An 18,491-nucleotide genomic window follows, 5' to 3' on the forward strand; every position below is an offset into this window, starting at 1 on the left:
GGTGGTATTTATGTATCTGGATTTCAGAGAACAGGTTGAAACATTATTAAATGAAACTCTTTTCCAGCTTGGGATAGAAGCTGCAGACCTTGACCTTGAGTCATCCAGGCATGCGGATCTGGCCTCAAAAGTTGCTTTCAGGATCGCATCCAGGGAAAAGAAGAATCCAAAAGAGTTAGCAGAAACAATAGTTAAGGCCGCTGATATCAAGAAATTTCCACTGATCGGTGAAATGCGGGCTATGGGTCCATATATTAATATAAGCACTTCCAGGAACTATATAGAAGAAACATTTTCAAGAATAAGGACTGAAGGTGCATCTTTTGGAGGAGGTTTCTCTGAAGGTCGAATCCTTCTTGAACATACTTCTGCTAACCCCAATGGTCCATTGCATGTGGGCCATATAAGGAACTCTGTCATTGGTGACACTTTAGTACGGATTCTCAGGAAAGCGGGTTATGATGTTGAAACCCAATACTATGTGAACGATATGGGACGTCAGATAGCTATTGTTTCCTGGGCCCTTTCGCATTTTGAGTTCGACACATCAAAAAAGTCTGATCATTCCATAGCAGATGTTTACATTAAGGCCAACGCGAATCTTGGAGATGATCCCGAAAAGGTGGCAGAGATAGACAGGCTTATGCAGCTGGTGGAAAGAGGGGATGAGGCTACAATTAAAAGCTTTAGTGAAGCTGTTTCCTTCGCCCTTGAAGGCATCAAAGCAACTCTTTTACGCATGAACATACACCATGATAGTTTCCCTTATGAATCGACTTTTGTAAGGTCCGGTGCTGTTAAAAGGATGATCGAGGAGATAAAAGCTACCGGTCGTACAACTGTAGATGACGGAGCTCTTGTATTGGATCTGGAGGATTATGGCTTTGAGAAGAAACTGGTGGTGCAGCGTTCAGATGGTACTTCTCTATACTCAACAAGGGATCTGGCATACCATGAGTGGAAAGGCGAAAGAGCTGACCGTATGATCAATATTCTGGGAGCTGATCACAAACTAATTTCAGGCCAGTTAAAGGCCACTCTTAATCTTCTGGAAAAACCTGAACCAGAAGTGGTCATCTTTGAGTTCGTTTCTTTGCCCGAGGGTTCCATGAGTACCCGCAGAGGCAAATTCATTTCTGCAGATGAGTTGTTAGATCAGGTGGAAGAACAGGCTTTTATTGAAGTTGACATGCGCAGGCCGGAGATGCCCGAGGATTTCAAAAAGAAAGTAGCCAGGATGGTTGGCATTGGTGCTGTCAGATATGATGTTATCCGTGTGTCACCGGAGAAATCTACGGTGTTCAACTGGAAAGAGGCACTTGACTTCGAAAAACAAGGTGCACCGTTCATCCAGTATTCACATGCCAGAGCATGCAGTATATTGAAAAAAGCTCATGAAGAAGGGCTATGGAATGAGGCTTTTGATACCGATCCCTCAATGCTTGTAGAGGATACGGAAGTGGAATTGATCAAGAAAATGGCTGTTTTTGATAGTATCATAGAGCAGTGTGCAAGGGAGTTGAAACCACATACAATGGCCATATATGCAAGGGAGCTTGCTGAAGCTTTCAACCAGTTCTATCGTTTCGTACCTGTGATCAATATCGATGATGCAAAATTAAGAGCCACAAGGCTTGGGTTGGTGGAATGCGCACGCATTACATTGGCGAGTTCATTAGAGACCCTGGGTATCGATGCCCCAGAGTCCATGTGAATTTTGATAATGGTATTTAAATATAGTTGTATGGTATGAACTCTTGTATTTGTTAATGAATTGCCCAAAATATAAGAATTCTAATAACAGAAAGAATGATGTGGTCACTGGCTATCAATGATATAAATGTCATTATTGTGGCCATGACTATTCAGCAGAGACTTTGCAAACTCTATATTGAAATGCTAAATGGCTCTACTCTTTTTTTAATGGATTAAGAAACAAAAAGCTAGCTATATTTAGTTAACAGCACCAGAATATGCACTGTTATTTAATAGTCATGGCTTGAACTGATCATCTCTCAAAATTACTTTTTAATTCTGCTGGTACATCAGCCATCTGTACTAGTTAGGTCTACTCCCATAAGTCCAAGGAACACTTCTTCTAAAGCAGGCTCCATAGTGCGCATTTCAATTATCCTGCCACGTTTTCTCACTACACGTCCTGTGATCTCATTGACGGTACCCATATCTGCTGTCACAAGTACGAACCTGTCCTGCAGACGTTTCACACCTTCGATACAAAGATCAGCATGGTCATCGACTATGAACTCCAACCTGTAAAGTATCTTAGAATGATTCTTACGTATCTCTGCGGATGAGCCCAGTATAACCTGTCTTCCATCCTTTATTATGAGAATACGGTCACATAGCTTCTCCATTTGATATAGGTTATGTGCACTGAAAATAATGGTCTTTCCGTTTTTCTTGAGTGACCTTATGTATTCTGTTATGAATCTGGAGGTCATAGGGTCAAGCCCCGAACCTGGTTCATCATAGATAAGAAGTTCCGGGTCATTGATAAGGGACCTTGCGATAGCAACCTTACGGCGCATACCTTTGGAAAAATCGCCAATTCGTTTGCATGCTGCATTAAGTGAAAGGTCTTTGAGCAAAGAATTGATCCTTTTTCTGGCAACATGTTTCTCCACATCATATAGTTCACTGAAGAAGAGTAAGTAATCTTCCACATACATGCTTTCATAGAGGGGAGATTCTTCTGGCAAGAATCCAATTATGGACTTTACTCCCACAGGATTCACTGATATATCGATATCTTTTATCTGTATGCTGCCTGCCGTAGGATGTACCAGGCAGCTTAGCATTTTCAGGGTAGTGGTCTTACCTGCGCCATTGGGACCTACAATGCCAAATATCTCTCCTTTTTCCACATTAAAACTTAACCTGTCTACAGCAACAAATTCACCGTATTCCTTTCTCAAGCCGTTAACTTCTATCATGTGTACATATATAATAATAAGTTAAATTATATATAATTACTTGACATTATCAACTAGTAGCTGTTCTTCATATGAATCAGCCAGCACAATTATTCCATAGATATTAATATAATAAATTTATTATATATTATAATGCCAGGCTGGTATACTGTTGCCAAATGGGAATTGATCAGGTCGGGAATGAAGTTCAGCCGCAGGTCTATAGTTGCAGTCCTGCTCACGCTACTGCTGCTCTCAGGCGTATCTTATGCAGTATCTCTTACAGGCATGAATCTTGACCAGAAGATATACAGTGTGGTCACTTCTTCTTCGGAACTGAGCAATATTATCTACAATGATGGCAGATTCGATGTATTGCCTGCAGACAGCAAGGATGCCGATATAACTATCGTTGATGATCGTGCCTATATTTCAGGCACAAAAAAATCAATTGCAGCTGCAGATGCATTGGAAAAGGTATTCATCAATTACAGAGAAACTGTCCTTTCATCATACAACGATATCAATAACAGCCATACGATATGGATTACCATCCATGACCTTGAAAGGCCTGAGAGTTTTCAGGTACTGGGAAGTACTACTAAGAAGAATGATCAGTCATCAGATGCCGGGAACGAGAACACTGATGGCTCCGGAGAAAATAAAAGAACCTCAACAGCAGGAAAACGTGCTTCAACCATTACCTCACCTGAGGAACTGGAAGATCTGGAAAACAGTAATTCTAAAACACTATTTGAGAGGCAGACCATTGCCACACCTTCCAATTTCACTCCACCCATACCTTTTACAGCGATACTATACTCTTTCCTTTTCATATTTCCGATATACTTTGTATCCCAGTTCTATTCTTCCAGTATAATGGAAGAAAGGACGAACCGCAGATGTGAACTGCTACTTGTGGCACCGCTTAAAAGCAGGGATATAGTGCTTGGAAAAAGCATGCCGTACATACTCGTTGCTCTGCTTTTGCTATCTATTATCTCCCTTTACATAGAAAGACCATCAGACATTCGGGAATTGAGAACATCCCTTGCAATGATAGCAGTGATATTTCCGGTGTTGTTGCTGTTCTTTTCATTATCCTTCATAGCAGCTATATTTTCCCGCAGTTTCAAAGAACTGACATTTGCCATGGTGTTCTTCTCAGTGATCGTTTCAGGATACGTATTCTTTCCTGCGATGTTCGCAAATGTACATACAGTGAGCTCCATATCCCCAATGACGCTCATAGTGAACCTGATTGAAAAGGGAAATATAAGCTTTGGAAAGTATATCTTCTCCACGCTACCTTTTTATCTTGTTGCATTGAGCATCTATGGATTTGGTACGGCTATCTTCAGGGAAGAGGATCTTTTCAGCCAGAAGACCATACCCGAAAAAATAATGGATTGTGTGGAAATCTTTCTGTTATCGCCTTTGGGATCTGTATTTTCCCTCAGTATCGTATCCATTCCTTTTGTGTACATGGCTCAATTGATGCTGATAGTCATGCTCTTCAATCTGCCACTTCCTTATTCAGTGATCACAATGATAATATTCGCAGCTTTCGTGGAGGAAACAGCAAAATCCATAGGTATCTACACTATCATGAAAAGGGGATCGAAACCCGTGAAGCTGAAAACTGCCGGATCACTTGCATTGCTTGCAGGAGGTGGCTTCTTCTTTGGAGAGAAACTCGTATCTGTGATCACTCTTGCACCCATTGCCTCCTCAGCATTCGGCTCAGTAATGACCATGGGTACATTGCTCCTGATACCTCTCTTATTACATGTGACAACGACGATGGTCACTTCTCTTGGAATGCATTTTACAGGCCACAGATACTATGTGTTTTTCCTGTTATTGGCAACTGCAATACATACAATTTATAATACATACATAATCAGGGGGCTTCTTTTTAGCTGAAGCAAAAGTGCACCCTAAAAAGATCATGTCTATCTCCAGGAGGGAATATAAAGCACTACTGCTTGAAAAGACATTCGTCCTTTCCTTGCTTGTGCAACTGTTCATTGCTTCCTTTTCTGTATTCCTCGTTGTAGGCCTTACATCCTTCTATGATCCTATGGCTCTGCAAGGCATGCAAATGAAAGAATCAAAGATAGGGGTCATTGGAGACAGCGGGGGAGAACTTTTCAAGCTAATGGAAATAAGAGATCTGGAACCTGTGCAGTATGCAGATTTCGGGGTAGCATATAATGATTTCTATGACAGGGAGATAGACGCCATCATTAACATACCTAACGAAACGGCCGAAGGCAATGATCTGATCAATCTGGATATATATCTGCCCAGATCCGAACTCAAAGCAACCATCGTTTCGCTGCAGTTGAAAAAGCCTCTTGAGAAATTCGAGCAAAGTGTAAGGAGTGTAAGAACTATGAGACTTGATGGTTACACGCCTCTTGATATCCAGATAATCCGGGGTAATAGAGGTTCTTCTTCCAGCAAGTTGGAGTTCATCTACGTGGCACTTCTGCCATTACTTATGTTCACTCCGGCTTTCATATCAGGGGGGCTTGTTATTGATATGATCACCGAAGAGTTCGAACGCAAAACGTTGGAGCTGTTGCTTGCTTCGCCGGTGTCCCTGCTTGATGTAGTGGGAGGGAAAACACTGATGGTTACTGCCATCGCACCTGTGCAATCATTGGCGTGGATGTTACTGCTGGGACTTAATGGTATACAGATCAATAACTTTACTGAAATACTGCTTTTAGTTACTATGATATCCCTGATACTGGTAACTGCAGGGAGCATGATAGCTGTCCTGTGTAAAGAGAGAGGGACAGCCCAGTTGTTCTATTCGCTTGTACTGATATTGTTGTTCATGTCATCATACCTGTACACCAACTCACCACTTAATCTTGTTTCAAGGCTTGCACTTGACAGTATACGAGGTCTGGAAGCTTTTATCTGGACTACAGGATACATGTGCTTTGCTCTCCTATTGCTGTGGCTGCTGACCATGGTAGTAAAAAAAGAACAGATGAAGGTATGATATGAAAAGAACGATACATGTCCTTTTCAGTTCCTTTATGATAATATTGCTGGTTTCGATCTATCCTGCCAGTGCATATGATTTCCAGCATGAGGATATCTGGGTGTATATGGGAAGTTTTGAGCTTGGAACAGGAGAGAAGGCTAGCATTGAACGATACACCCTGAAGATCTATAGCCTTGACCAGAACACTACAGAAACATCTGCTGTTATCCTTGTATACAAGAATGGTGACTTCAAAAAAGCCTATTATGTAGATGCTGGTCCCAACAGCCAGAGAGTATATGACAATGACCTTAAGATCGAAGTAGTCGGAATTAATGCAGGCAAAGTTTCGTTCATTGTGTATAAACATGAATTTGAAAAGGTATGGATGCTTTCCACTCCTAAAATTTCGTTGTCTATGGGAGATGTGGTCCGTGATGGAGTATATACACTTTCATTAACAAACATTTCCAGCAAAGAAGTAAACATTGCTGTTGTATCTCCATCCGGGAAATATGAGAATGTATTTACTTTGAGGGACTACAAAAGATATGACAATGCATTTATGGTCAGGCTGGTCTATATCGACATAGCCAGATCACAGGCATTCATTGAAACCTACAGACCTGGAAAACCGAATGTAGAGGCAATTATCTCTCCTTCAAAGAATACTTTTGAGGCCGATGAGCCTGTTTCCTGCATTCTGAGACTTACCAACAATGGTACTTTAGCTTTGAGGGACATAAAAATAGATAATAAGGCCAGTGAAGGTGTGTTTACAGAGCCAAGAATTTCATTGGAAACACTGGCACCAATGCAAACAGTGACTTTATTCACGGGTCTTGAGATCCCTGTAGCTGCAACAGGCAAGTCTATATCAGTCACCACAGAAGTATCAGGAGGGGATTATTCGGGGAATGCATATTATGCAACCGATACGAATGAGTTCTTTATGGATCCCTATATTTCCATGGTCAAGGAGGTCCTTGGGAATAAAGGTCCTTCTGGAAGAACTATTGTTCCTGTAAATGAACAGCTGAAAGTGCGCCTGGAGCTGAAGAATATGAACACTATTCCCGTAGCATTAAAGATTACAGACAGGTTACCCGAGTCTTTCAGTTTGCAGGATACAGATAAACTTGAATGGGAAATGCAAGTAGATCCACATGCTACGAATGAGGTAACTTACATTGTTACCCCAAACTTTCCCGGTAATTTCACATTGGGAAATGCCGTTGCCACCTGGGAGGATAATGGCGATCTGTATGAAGTAACTTCTGCTGCACCAGAGATACTGGTAAACGGGTCCTGTGTGATGCCTGATAAAACCGTGAGTAGCAGATATGCAATGGAAGGAGTGATAATTACTGTGGCCTTGCAGGTATCGAATATTGGTGAGAGTGAAGTTAAATTCCATGTACACGACGATCTGCCCACGGAAGCTGATCTTGTCAGCGGCAACCTGCAGTGGTCGGGTAAACTTGCTCCAGGAGAAGCGGCCTTGCAGAGCTATGATATTATGTTTACAGAAGCAGGAGAATACACATTGCCTGAATTTAAGATGGAATATACTGATATGCAGATGAAGGAAATGACAGTTTACTCGAACCCTGTAGAAATGTACGTTGACAGGAAAGTTGCGTCTGAAGACTTTGATGAATATGGAGCTGACAGGATAACATCTGTTGCAAACGGGCAGCAACCCAGGGAACTTACAAAAACACAGGCTGCAGGCTTCCTTGTGTCTTCTTTTTTGAGTTTGTTATGCATTGTAGCATTGATACCTATAGCAGTACTTTTTTTATTAAGGAAAGTATATAATTAATAAATTAATAATATTGTTCACGTCTTTTGATAAATAAACTATGAGGATATCATGGATATTGCATATTCCGTTATTTCAATTATAATATTCGCCCTCCTCACTTTGCTGGCGATAGTACTCATGGTGTATGTATCTTCGGCAGTTGCCATACTTGCTCTTTTAATGGTGCCTCTCATATGCATTTTCATAATGCCCGATACTGTACTGTCTTTCCTGGTTTTCAGGCACATAGTGCTTGCAGAAGGCAATGTGCCCATAAATAACTACCATTTGCTGCTGTTCGTCTGGTCAACCCTTATTGGTATGATAGTTTATTCGGAGATCTTCACCTGGTACCTGGGAAGGAGAGACATGAAGAAGGCAGCAGTAAAAACCTACAAATGAAAAGCCTGAAAAGAATATCACAGCTTCTGCCAGAGGCATTGTTACAAAGGCCGGTTCTTTGCTGCACAGGTAATACCAGGACATAGGATTTTACCTGGAAGGAGATTAAAACAGAATCAGGCTGCTTAGCAATTCCAGCCATTCTTTTCTGGAGATCCTTACATCTTCCATCAGTTTCTTAACCATACCTTTACCAAGGTCCTGACCACTGTGAATAGGGATGACAGTCGTTCTTCCATCGGGATGCTGCATAAAAAGATGGCTGCCTTTCTGGCGCACCTGTACAAATCCCAGTGATTCCAGGGCTTTAATCGCTTTTTTGGCAGGAACAGGCCGTATTTTCTCGGTCATACTCCAACTCTTACTTTCTGTATGCCTACAAAATCAAGGTGCTTTTCACGCTCTTTCTCAGAAGTTACTTCAAGATACAGTTCTATTGCCTCTTTGATACGCTGGCTGAGCTCGTCAAGCGTCCTGGCCTGTGTATGACAACCCGGTAGCTCCGGCACAGAAGCTACGTATATACCGTCCTCATCCTGCTCTATTACAACTGTGAATTCTTTCATGATCTTAGCCATTTTGTGTATAGAGAAAGATGGTATTCAGGATTAAAATAACTGACCGTTCAATGTATTTGTCAAAAAGAGTCATGGATTCATTTCAATAAAGTTATATTTCTTGAAACTGTCTATTAGTGGGATGTCACTGGAAGATCTTGGAAAACCTTTTGAAGGTCCATCATGGTCAAATCGTATATTTTTCTATTTTTGTCTCTTTAGTTTTCTACTTATAATATTCCTATTAGTATTCATCGGCTTTGCAGCAATAAATCCTGATTTTGCAATCCCTAATAGACCTCACTATAACACCACTTAATTAAGAAACATGGGTTTCTTCGACAACGAGCGCTACCTTATCAGCGCCCTTGTACAAAGTCTTGCAGCAACCATCGCCCTCGTCATAACTCTAAGCCTCGTGGCAGTACAGCTTGCAGCCCAATCATATTCCACAAGAGTAATTGATGTTTACAAAAAAAACCCTGATATGTGGATCCTCCTCTGCATTTATATTGCTGTAATTTTCTACGGGCTTGGACTGCTGAAGGTAATAGATATTGGTGTTGCAGGCATCAACATGGAATTTGCTATTTTTTGGGTCTATTTCCTGGGATTCTTTGCTTTTATTTGTCTGGTTCCGTATATACTGAAGACATTGGATTTGCTGAAACCTTCAACTGTGATTAATTTGCTGGCAGAAGAGATTACAAAAGAAAACGTGCTGGCAGCTTTGAAAAATCATGAAGTTGTAGCTGAAATAGATCCCATTCAGCCTATCATCGATATAATAAATAGTGCTCTAGAGAAAAATGAATATGAAACAGTAAGAAATGTACTTAAAGCGATTACAAACTCTACAGTGTCCATATTAGAAGAATCTCATTTTGAGTGGGGAGAGGAAGATGAGTTTTCAAGGTATATAGTAGATTCTATCAAAAATATTGCAATTTCGGCAATTCAAAAAGAAAACACAAATTCGACTTTGGCAGCAATCAAGAACCTTGAAATAATTGGAACTAAAGCAGTAGAAAATAATCACGAAAAAACTGCGGGATGGACTGCAAAAGTACTTGAGAAAATAGGAATTAATGTAGCAGAGACACAACTTGAAGAAGCGGTAAGGAGAACTGTCAAAGCACTCGAAAAAATGGGATATGAAGCAGTTTGCAAAAAACTTACAAGATCAATATGGAGTGCTACTACAGCACTCGAAAAAATAGGAGATAAAGCAGTTGAGAATAAACTTAGAAAAACCGTAAGTGAAATTGCTTATTCACTTCAGAATATAGGAACTAAAGCAACAGAGAACAAATTTGAAGAAGCTATATGGAGAACTACAATTACTCTTGAAAATCTAGGAAAAGGAATAATAGAAAGTGAACTTGATGGGATTTATTTAGTAGTAGAAGCCATTGAAATTATAGGAACTAAAGCAGCCAAAAACAGATTTGAAATAGGAACTCTGCATTCAAAACAAATGCTAAATTCACTATTGGAAAAATCTAAAGAAAAAGGAAGGACTGAAATCTCGAATACAATAGAAGAATCCATTCAATCTATTGATAAAATACCTTGAACTCCACATCTAAACAACCTTCCAGCCTTTTTACCTCACCTCAGAAAATCATTATTATCAACATTCTAAGTTCAAAACACAGAAAAGTCAATACATCTTATGAGTTTGTCCCAGCAAGCCAAATAAATTGCCTATTATTTGGTCTGCTAAACCAAATAGGAAAAAATCCAATCTTTACTGATGATGAAAAAGATGAATTACAGGAAAATATTTGTAAAAGCCATCTGGAAATGGCTGCTGAGCTAAAGATAGCCGATATCACAAGATTGAATTTTTACCTAGCCCATATATAGTAAAAAAGCAAATAGAAAGTGGGATACCAGATGATAAGCAAATTCACTGCATATATAGAGAAAGATGTGGAAACCGGCTGCTATGTTGCTATTGTCCCGGGAATTCCCGGAGCTCATACACAAGCTGAAACACTGGATGAATTGCAGGTTCGGTTAAAAGAAGTGATCGAGCTGTGCCTTGAAGAAATGAGCCCTGAAGATAAAGAATCGATCCCCGAGTTCGTAGGCCTTCAGCAAATTGAGGTTGCTGTATGAGCAGATTGCCATTGGTCGATGCCCGAACAATGGAAAAGATACTGTATAATCTTGGATTTGAAAAGGTCAGACAAAAAGGCAGTCATGCATTTTACAGGCATGCCGATGGTAGAACGACCACAATACCCTTTCATTCAAGCAAAGAACTTGCAAGGCCTCTCATAAGAGTCATTCTGAATGAGATCAACCTCACTATTGAAGAATATGGCGAATTATTGAAGGATATTTAGCCTAGAGTGCTCCTGAACAATCTTAAATGTAGAATCTATGACACAATAATAAAATTCTTTTTCAACCTCTTTTGATACTTTTATTTCTCGCCCTCATCCACGAACATCCGCGCCAGCAAGCCCAGATGGTCCTCGTGGAATGGGTCGAGCTCTTTGCGTTGCAGCACCTCGAACTCCACGCCAAAGTCGCTTTCCAGCTTTTTGACCTCGTCCTTGAATACCTTTTTTGGACTGGCTACAGTGTCGATGCTGCGGGATTTTATGGAAAGCATCAGATGTCCGTCCTCTTCTAAGAAGTGTTTGCAGTTAAGAGCAGCTATCTCAGCCTGGTTGGGCTGGGCTACGTCCTGGAAGATAACATCCACCTTTTCCACGATATGAGCATAGGAGCGGGGCTGATTAGCATCTGCAAGTATGGGGATGATGTTGGGGCGCTGGTCGCACAGTTTGATAAGATCGCGCATAGTGCGCGGAGAGAACTCTACAGCATACACCAGGCCATCAGTCAGGATATCCGAAACATGGCTTACGGTGGTGCCCGATGCAGCTCCCAGGTATAGTACGTGGGAATCATATTCGATGGGAATATCAAAATTCTTGAGTACCATAGCGCCCAGCTTGCTTCTGTGAGGATCCCACTGGCGGTATTCCACCCCATCCACATCAATAAGCCTTTCACCATACACACTATGGGCAGGATAGAGGTTATGTGTGGCCAGTATCTTCCTGTCGTCCATGACCACTTCAAAGATACCGTCTGACAATTGTTCAATCATCATACAGGTCTGCCTCCCGATCTGTCACCTGTGCCTTTAGAGCCTTTTTTCATGCCACTTTTATTTTGACCCCGGTGCTTCTTGGCAGGCCTGCCGCCTGCTCTGCCCGGTCCCGGCTGTGTGAACTTTGTGGATTGCTTCTTAGGCGCCTCAGGATTAGCTTTCTTAATAGATTCAACTTTGCGCTCAAGTTTTTCCTTTATGGAAGGATCATGTTTCCCTCCATAAACATCCATGCGTACAGCCAGACTGATCTTCGCTGCCAGTGCCCTGGCGATCTTACCTCTCTGCCACCACGGTGAACCCTTGATGAGAGGATGATTGAAGATCACACCATGCTTGGGAGAAGGAGCGCGTGACCTAAGGTGCTTGAACAGTGCATTGCTCGCGCCGATGACCTGCACGGTACTTGAAGGAAATGCCGCAAGCTTATCCAGTCCTCCGGCCAAGCTGATAAGCCGTGCACCAAGAGGGGCACCAGCTATATTTGTAAGGTTGGGAGCCACTGCACCCATATTCGACATGATATACTGCTCCAGATGCTTGCGAGTGTCATATATTCCGCACAGACTGGCTGCAAAGTTGCGTAAAAGGTCCTCTTCCACCAGCGATAGTTCCGCACCCATGGAACTGCTGGCCTTTGCAAACATATCATGTCCCTCTGGCACATTTTCCCTGGAGCCAAACCTTAATACGAACCTAGCCATGGACTCTGCCGTAAGCTCCAGTTCCGGAAAATATGTGCCATACCACTCCGTAAGCCTTTCAGAGAGCTCATTGGCTGCTTTATCAATGTCATCCATGGCCTCAACTGCCTGGATGATACGCTTGTCATCGGTATCTGTCATGGAGATCTGACGCTTTGCCGCTTTTATGGACACTTCCCGAAGCAACACATCATAATCTTCTTCAAGTTCAACAAAACCACATTTCAGTGCCAATTCCCTCAGGTCCAGGCCATGTGAGGGCAAATCCTCGTTTCCCATGGAAAGCAGCATGTGTTCAGCCAGCTGTTCAACATCTTTCTCCAGCAGGCAGCATTCCTCAACTCCTCCATCTTCAGAAATTGCCAGCGTACCGAACCATGTAACTATCTTCAAATCATTCCTCCCAAATAGAAGCACCAGTATTGTTGGCTCTGGTAATTATGACATTACCCCCGATGGTGCTGTCCAGGAAAGCCTGTGCATCTTCCTTTAGGTAAGCTGCATCCTCTGGATTGTCAGTGAAAGCGTATACAACAGGTCCGAAAGAGCTCATGCCTGCACCATAAGCACCACTATCCTGCAAAAGCTCTATCAGGTCTCTGACAGCCTGATGTTGTAAACGTATTTCCCTTTGCTTGAACCCCAGGGTCTGCAAACGGTTTGTCGCCTGCCCGAAACTCTCAATATCCTTTTCTATGATGGCAGGCATCATTTTCATGAGCACTATGTGGGCTACGGCCTGCACCTCATGCAACGGAATAGGACACTCCTTTCTGAATATATCCACTTCCTGAGCATCATGAGCCCCTATGTGCATGTCCTCACCCGGCAAAGCCACCACTATTTCCCAATCCGGAAAATCTTCCCTGAAAAGCACTGGCCCCGGAGGTGTTTTACTTGCCGATGACGGAGAGAAGGAACCCTTCTCCGCGAACTTATGCCCACCATCAACTATGAACCCACCTTTTTCAAAGGAGGCGACCCCAATACCAGAAGTGCCGCCGCGCTCCACAGCAATGGCCATCTCCCGCACACTCAGACCAAGGTCATACAGCCTGTTCACCGCAGCTGCAACAGAAAGTGCTGCCTGGGTCCCGGAACCGCAGCCCACATGAGGAGACATGTCTTCTTCTATGGTCACCCTGACACCCTGACCCTCTGGAAGCAATACCCTGGCAGCTGCCTCCATGCGCGGGGAGAGTAAAGATTTACCTATTATCTCAATTTCATCAGCAATCTCCGCTGAGATTGCTACGTGAGGATGATCAATAGATATCCCTACCCCACCGTCCACTCTTCCAAGTTCTGCATTCATATCTATAAGACCCATGTGGATTCTTGAAGGGGACTTTACTCTTATCATTCAGGTCTTAATCATCACTGCATGTTATTAAACTTTAACACTTGGACCTCTGTACAGCCCATATAAAGTGTTCATCTATAGGTGCGCACCAATAACCAGCCTGTTCTGAGCACACCCCTATCAAGTGCAAACCTCAGGAATGTGGGAATGAATTTGTAAATACGCATCCTCACATCAGCCATCAATTCCAGGTCCAGCACTTTATCATCGAACCTGGGTTCCAGAAAATAATAAAAATTCTGCCAATACTGATGCAGTGACCCAAATACTCCAAAAAGGATACTGCACAACATTCCGGTATCTGCAGGGTCTGGAAGTCCAAAAGCAACATCACATCTGCCACATCTCAATACCAGATTACGCATTGTGCCTTTGAAAAGCCTTAAGAGAGGGTTTTTGATATCATAATAGATCTTAATGAAATCCTTAGCCTTCAATTCTCTTTTGTTTTTTGTGCTTTTTGCTTCATTTGTGATATTTTCTTCAGGCTCCTTCCTCCCATGTCCTGCATTAACATGGCTGTAATTACCCATTTCTTCCTTCTCACCGTTTACTTTCTCTTTTTTTGAAACAGAACTTCCGGGCTCAGCAGGATAGAAAACTTTGGAATAGGACAGAAAGAGCCATTTGATCAATATCTTTCCGGAAATATCCTGATCCTTTTTCTTCAGATCCACTATCAGGTCTATAGCACAGAAAAGAACAAGCAACACCAACAATAGGATTGCTAGAGCCACTACCTGTACAATCTGTATTAAAGTAAACATGATATGCCCGGATCAAATACGGAATGGAAAAGTATAGAGAAACTATAGACATATTAAGTATATCAATTGTCAAGTTCCTGCTTACTGTCCTTCAACCTCTATTTCAACAGATCCTACACTTTTATCAGCTGTATCAGTGTTATCGTTCACTTTGTCCTTTTTTCCCTTCATGGTCTTGATCTTATCTATAAGACCCGGAACTGATTCAAGAAGGACACCAATATCAGATTTTCCTGAAATAGACATCAAACGGGTTTCTTCCTTGGATATGACTATAAAAGCCACGGGCTCTATCTTTGCGCCTGCTGCACCACCACCGCCAAAACCTTCTTCGTTGTTCTTGCTTTTACCCTCTCCACCACCTGTTCCGAAACCAAAGGATACCTTGGTCACAGGAATGATGGTCGTATCACCGATTGTTACGGCATCTCCGACAACTGTCTTGGTACTCACAAGTCTTTCAAGTTCACTGGATACTTCTTTCATCAGGTCTTCAAGTCCCATGATATCTACTCCCGTAATTTTCGATAACTACGCTTTATAGGTTTATGATTGACCCATATATAATTTGTCCTGATACCCATTATGAATTATCCTGAAAGAAATTGATCAATGAGAACTTTACTTTTTCAGGCTGCACATCTACGAGCTCCTCTCTCTCATCCGGAGGAAATATCTCAAAAACAGCAAATTTCCCATATCTTTGACGGGATTCGCTAAGAAAACGTCCATCAAGTAATATCCTCACCCCATGATCCATAGGAGAACGCACGACCCTGCCCATGGCCTGTCGTATCTTACGGATCGTAGGTATCTGCACAGCATAATCCCATCCAGCTCCGAACCCGTAAGAATGATCATAAGCTGACTCCACAGCATTCATCCTGTCATTGAGAGCCGGATAACCGACACCTACGATTATAACCGTTCTGCCCCTGCCATCCCTGAAATCCACACCTTCGCTCAATGTACCCCAGAGATATGAGAAAAGCACACCTTTTCCTCCCTTTTCTCCAAGTTCAAAGAAAGCTTCTCTCACTACATGGGAAGATACGCCTGCCTCATCCAGGAAAGTGGGCACATTCAGATTGTCGCCAAGTTTTGAATAGTATTTTCTTGCTTCGGCTGCACTCTGGAAAAAGATAATTACATTACCTCTGGAATTCTCGATGGAATCTAGCAGTACCTGTTCCACGGCCTCCAAAGCATGCGGGTCGTCCCTGCTTCTTGCGAACAAAGGAGGAACATCTACAGCTATGGTGAGGCGTCTTTCAGGGGGGAATGATGTCACATAGGAAAGCTCGCATGTTTCCCGCTTTATACCCAGGGTAGCCTTCACCATATCAAAGGGCCGAAGTGTGGCGGACATAAGAATGATAGAGAACACAGAAGCAAAAAGGGGCTCTGTTACATTGCTGGGAATACAGGTGAAAAGCTCCAGACGCCCGTAGATCTGATCGTTAGGGTCCCTGCGCACATTCATAATGGGATAGTAGCGATAATCGTTGGACAGGACAAGATAAGAAGATAGAAAATCTGCAGCATATCGAATATGCGACCTTTTCAATATTTTGCTCAGGCCTTTCTTATATTGTTCCTTGTATTCCTCATCAAGCGTTTTTCCGAACTCACTTGCCTCAGAAAGCACAAGCTGCATGGCAGCCTCGTCCTTAAATCCCAATTCCAGGGCCTGCCTCATAAATCTGCCCCTTACCATATCATTGCGCTCATAAGGATCACTGATGCGCATATCATACCAGATCCTGCCTACTCTTTCCCTTTCACCGAACTTGAACCTGTTGTTGTATGTTTCCCTTATGATTTCATTTAACATTTTGAACAAGTCAAATGCACGGCTTTCAGGCATTTGGTCCTGATTGGCTTCTATCTCTGCGATGGCTTTTTCAATGGTATGTTCAGTGATGGTCATGGATGAATGAGAGCGTGCTGCAGATTCCAGATTGTGTGCCTCATCAAAAATAACTATAACATCCTGCGGCTCCTTGTCCAGCCAGGTAAGCAATGTTGCAAATATTTCAGCACTCAGTACATGGTGAAAATTACAGATTATGAGGTCAGCATGTTTTAATTCCCTTTTAAGCAATTCGTAGCCACACATGCCTTTTTTTGTGGCATACTCGTTTATCTCCTCAGGGGTGCGTACATCAGCAAAAAGCCACTGCCTGAATACTTCACTTTCAAAACGCAACACCTCGTAGAGATCGTTACATGCCCTTTCCCTTACACCACGAGTCTTTTGTTCGGCTGCCTCTATTTCATTAAATAGAGCATCTCTTAAGGCTATAAGAGCTGGGTCCTTGGAACGTTTGTAGTTTTCTGAAGCTGACTTTAGCTCTTTTTTTTTAAGATCGAGTTCCTTTTCCAGCTCTATCAGTTCAAAAGTATTTTCCCTTTTGAGCCGGCACTCCTCGTAATCTACTTCATGGGGACACATGGCAGCCTTACCCTTTACTACTGCCACCTTGACATCATTTCCCCGCTTTATCTCCTTAGCCTCGCTAATGAATTGCACCATCTGTTGATGCACATTAGTTGCAATTATCACAGTTTTTTCCAGCTGTTTGCCCACAAAGAGGGCAGGAGCAAGAGAACTGAGGGTCTTGCCAGTACCACATGCCCCCTCAAAAAGTATGATCTCCTTTCTTAGAAGCGCAGAATATATCTTTTCCATAGCATCCTGTTGGTTAGGATAACAGTGTTCTTTGGGGAAATAGCGTAAGTATCCTCTCTGTCCGCTCATCGCACTACCTTATACCTTTCTATACTAATAATTTGGGTTAGCTCTTCTTTGCAGCCATAACATTTGTATTAAAGCTTGAGATCAGCCTGTTAGATGGACTTTCTATGATTTTCAAGATAATTTCTGTTCCCTTCTTCAAGCCGAAGTTGTTTGACGTATTTGTGATACTTCCCACTTGCACACTTACTGTTGAATTATGACCCAGACCATCGTCACCATTAAGGACAATAACTTCTCCTGCGGACCAATAACCATCTTCTATACAGGAGTTCCTTTTGGCGTAATGTGTTTCTTTTCCTGCAGGACATAGATCAATGTATGTTACCTGCACATCTCCATTGATAATTCTTCCTCCATGTGCCACCACTCCGGTATAACTGCTGCCCTGCCCAACAATAACTATCTTTATGTTTTCAAGGGGTAGGGGATCCCCTCCCTTATGTGCCAGAGTTATGACATTTTCCTTGTATCTGATCTCATTGGGCACTCCGCCTTCTATTAATTCTAGTTCTACATCTGCTGTTAATCCCTTTTTCAAAGGGTTAGGTAGATCGGCAAGTGAAACAGCAGTGATTCCTATAAGCAACATTGTAATAGCCAGCATCAACAAAGTCCCTACAACAGGACTTATTCCCTGGTCTGTGCACCGGACTTGCATAAAGTAGGGAAAAGGTCGTTTTTGGCCCATACCTCGAATTACAGATGACTAAATATATAAATTATTCTAAAATAATTAAACACTTGTAATAATTAAGCTTTTGACAGCAATCACATTAAAAATGATCAGAAAAGAAGTAGTGAGAGAACAGAGACTTCGTTTTATACACGCACATATATATCTATATCTATAGATATGTATATATATATATATATATATGTATAAAAAATAAATTTTGAGTTTCTGGTCGAAAAACGTATAATCATCCAAAAATGATATTTTTAAGGCTGAATGAGTCCTATTCTATCAAAAAAACAAGAAGTCGCTTTACTTGACCCTAATCATCCCCTTTGGTCTGACAACAATCATTTCTTCGACTCTTTTGTGTCACTCATATTAGTA

Annotated in this window: 18 protein-coding genes; 8 read left to right on the top strand and 10 right to left on the bottom strand. The window is 42.1% G+C overall.

Annotated elements, in window-relative coordinates:
- Window positions 1-10 precede the first annotated feature (10 nt).
- Window positions 11-1,714 (top strand): arginine--tRNA ligase, encoded by a 1,704-nt coding sequence (gene argS, locus METHO_RS00210; protein WP_015323507.1) that lies wholly within the window; start codon window positions 11-13, stop codon window positions 1,712-1,714.
- A gap of 331 nt (window positions 1,715-2,045) precedes the next feature.
- Here the strand turns inward: argS and METHO_RS00215 are convergent, their stop codons facing one another.
- Entirely contained in the window at window positions 2,046-2,954 is a 909-nt protein-coding gene (locus METHO_RS00215; protein ID WP_015323508.1) for an ABC transporter ATP-binding protein, read from the bottom strand.
- Window positions 2,955-3,086: 132 nt separating this feature from the next.
- Here METHO_RS00215 and METHO_RS00220 point away from each other — a divergent pair, with 132 nt between their 5' ends.
- The 4 genes from METHO_RS00220 to METHO_RS00235 are packed head-to-tail and all read left to right on the top strand — an operon-like array spanning window position 3,087 to window position 8,146.
- The gene (locus METHO_RS00220) at window positions 3,087-4,859 is read left to right on the top strand and encodes an ABC transporter permease (protein ID WP_015323509.1); all 1,773 of its coding nucleotides are present in this window, start codon (window positions 3,087-3,089) and stop codon (window positions 4,857-4,859) included.
- Between the two features lie 25 nt (window positions 4,860-4,884).
- A complete protein-coding gene (locus tag METHO_RS00225) occupies window positions 4,885-5,952 on the top strand; it encodes an ABC transporter permease (protein WP_015323510.1) in 1,068 nt (355 codons plus the stop codon).
- A gap of 1 nt (window position 5,953) precedes the next feature.
- Window positions 5,954-7,762 carry a hypothetical protein gene (locus METHO_RS00230; protein ID WP_015323511.1) on the top strand — a complete coding sequence of 603 codons (1,809 nt, stop codon included), beginning with the start codon at window positions 5,954-5,956 and terminating at the stop codon, window positions 7,760-7,762.
- Window positions 7,763-7,813: 51 nt separating this feature from the next.
- Complete coding sequence (locus METHO_RS00235) at window positions 7,814-8,146, top strand: hypothetical protein (RefSeq protein WP_015323512.1); 333 nt, start codon at window positions 7,814-7,816, stop codon at window positions 8,144-8,146.
- A gap of 105 nt (window positions 8,147-8,251) precedes the next feature.
- Here the strand turns inward: METHO_RS00235 and METHO_RS00240 are convergent, their stop codons facing one another.
- Complete coding sequence (locus METHO_RS00240; RefSeq protein WP_015323513.1) at window positions 8,252-8,497, bottom strand: type II toxin-antitoxin system HicA family toxin; 246 nt, start codon at window positions 8,495-8,497, stop codon at window positions 8,252-8,254.
- A complete protein-coding gene (locus METHO_RS00245; RefSeq protein WP_048830935.1) occupies window positions 8,494-8,712 on the bottom strand; it encodes a type II toxin-antitoxin system HicB family antitoxin in 219 nt (72 codons plus the stop codon). The genes METHO_RS00240 and METHO_RS00245 overlap by 4 nt, the downstream gene beginning before the upstream one ends.
- Before the next feature lie 319 nt (window positions 8,713-9,031).
- Between METHO_RS00245 and METHO_RS00250 the strand changes: the two genes are divergently transcribed.
- From METHO_RS00250 to METHO_RS00265, 3 genes are all read left to right on the top strand, one after another.
- The gene (locus tag METHO_RS00250; protein WP_015323515.1) at window positions 9,032-10,279 is read left to right on the top strand and encodes a DUF2254 family protein; all 1,248 of its coding nucleotides are present in this window, start codon (window positions 9,032-9,034) and stop codon (window positions 10,277-10,279) included.
- 323 nt (window positions 10,280-10,602) lie between these two features.
- Window positions 10,603-10,827: a type II toxin-antitoxin system HicB family antitoxin gene (locus METHO_RS00260; RefSeq protein ID WP_015323517.1), complete on the top strand. Its 225-nt coding sequence runs from the start codon at window positions 10,603-10,605 to the stop codon at window positions 10,825-10,827.
- Entirely contained in the window at window positions 10,824-11,057 is a 234-nt protein-coding gene (locus METHO_RS00265; protein WP_015323518.1) for a type II toxin-antitoxin system HicA family toxin, read from the top strand. Before METHO_RS00260 ends, METHO_RS00265 begins: the two co-directional genes overlap by 4 nt.
- A gap of 80 nt (window positions 11,058-11,137) precedes the next feature.
- Here METHO_RS00265 and METHO_RS00270 read toward each other — a convergent pair whose 3' ends face one another.
- From METHO_RS00270 to METHO_RS00300, 7 genes are all read right to left on the bottom strand, one after another.
- Window positions 11,138-11,836 carry a fibrillarin-like rRNA/tRNA 2'-O-methyltransferase gene (locus METHO_RS00270; RefSeq protein WP_015323519.1) on the bottom strand — a complete coding sequence of 233 codons (699 nt, stop codon included), beginning with the start codon at window positions 11,834-11,836 and terminating at the stop codon, window positions 11,138-11,140.
- Window positions 11,833-12,933, bottom strand: coding sequence for an NOP5/NOP56 family protein (locus METHO_RS00275; RefSeq protein ID WP_015323520.1), 1,101 nt, complete (start codon window positions 12,931-12,933; stop codon window positions 11,833-11,835). The genes METHO_RS00270 and METHO_RS00275 overlap by 4 nt, the downstream gene beginning before the upstream one ends.
- 1 nt (window position 12,934) lies before the next feature.
- Window positions 12,935-13,903: a beta-ribofuranosylaminobenzene 5'-phosphate synthase gene (locus METHO_RS00280; RefSeq protein ID WP_015323521.1), complete on the bottom strand. Its 969-nt coding sequence runs from the start codon at window positions 13,901-13,903 to the stop codon at window positions 12,935-12,937.
- A 71-nt stretch (window positions 13,904-13,974) separates the two neighbouring features.
- Window positions 13,975-14,640 (bottom strand): DUF2953 domain-containing protein, encoded by a 666-nt coding sequence (locus tag METHO_RS00285; protein ID WP_172635176.1) that lies wholly within the window; start codon window positions 14,638-14,640, stop codon window positions 13,975-13,977.
- A gap of 111 nt (window positions 14,641-14,751) precedes the next feature.
- Window positions 14,752-15,174, bottom strand: coding sequence for a GerW family sporulation protein (locus tag METHO_RS00290; RefSeq protein WP_015323523.1), 423 nt, complete (start codon window positions 15,172-15,174; stop codon window positions 14,752-14,754).
- Window positions 15,175-15,253: 79 nt separating this feature from the next.
- Window positions 15,254-17,431 carry an ATP-dependent DNA helicase gene (locus METHO_RS00295; RefSeq protein ID WP_015323524.1) on the bottom strand — a complete coding sequence of 726 codons (2,178 nt, stop codon included), beginning with the start codon at window positions 17,429-17,431 and terminating at the stop codon, window positions 15,254-15,256.
- Window positions 17,432-17,468: 37 nt separating this feature from the next.
- Window positions 17,469-18,119, bottom strand: coding sequence for a type IV pilin N-terminal domain-containing protein (locus tag METHO_RS00300; RefSeq protein WP_015323525.1), 651 nt, complete (start codon window positions 18,117-18,119; stop codon window positions 17,469-17,471).
- Between the last annotated feature and the right edge of the window lie 372 nt (window positions 18,120-18,491).

Origin of the sequence: Methanomethylovorans hollandica DSM 15978 (genome assembly GCF_000328665.1) — an archaeon.
Taxonomy (GTDB): Archaea; Halobacteriota; Methanosarcinia; order Methanosarcinales; family Methanosarcinaceae; genus Methanomethylovorans; species Methanomethylovorans hollandica.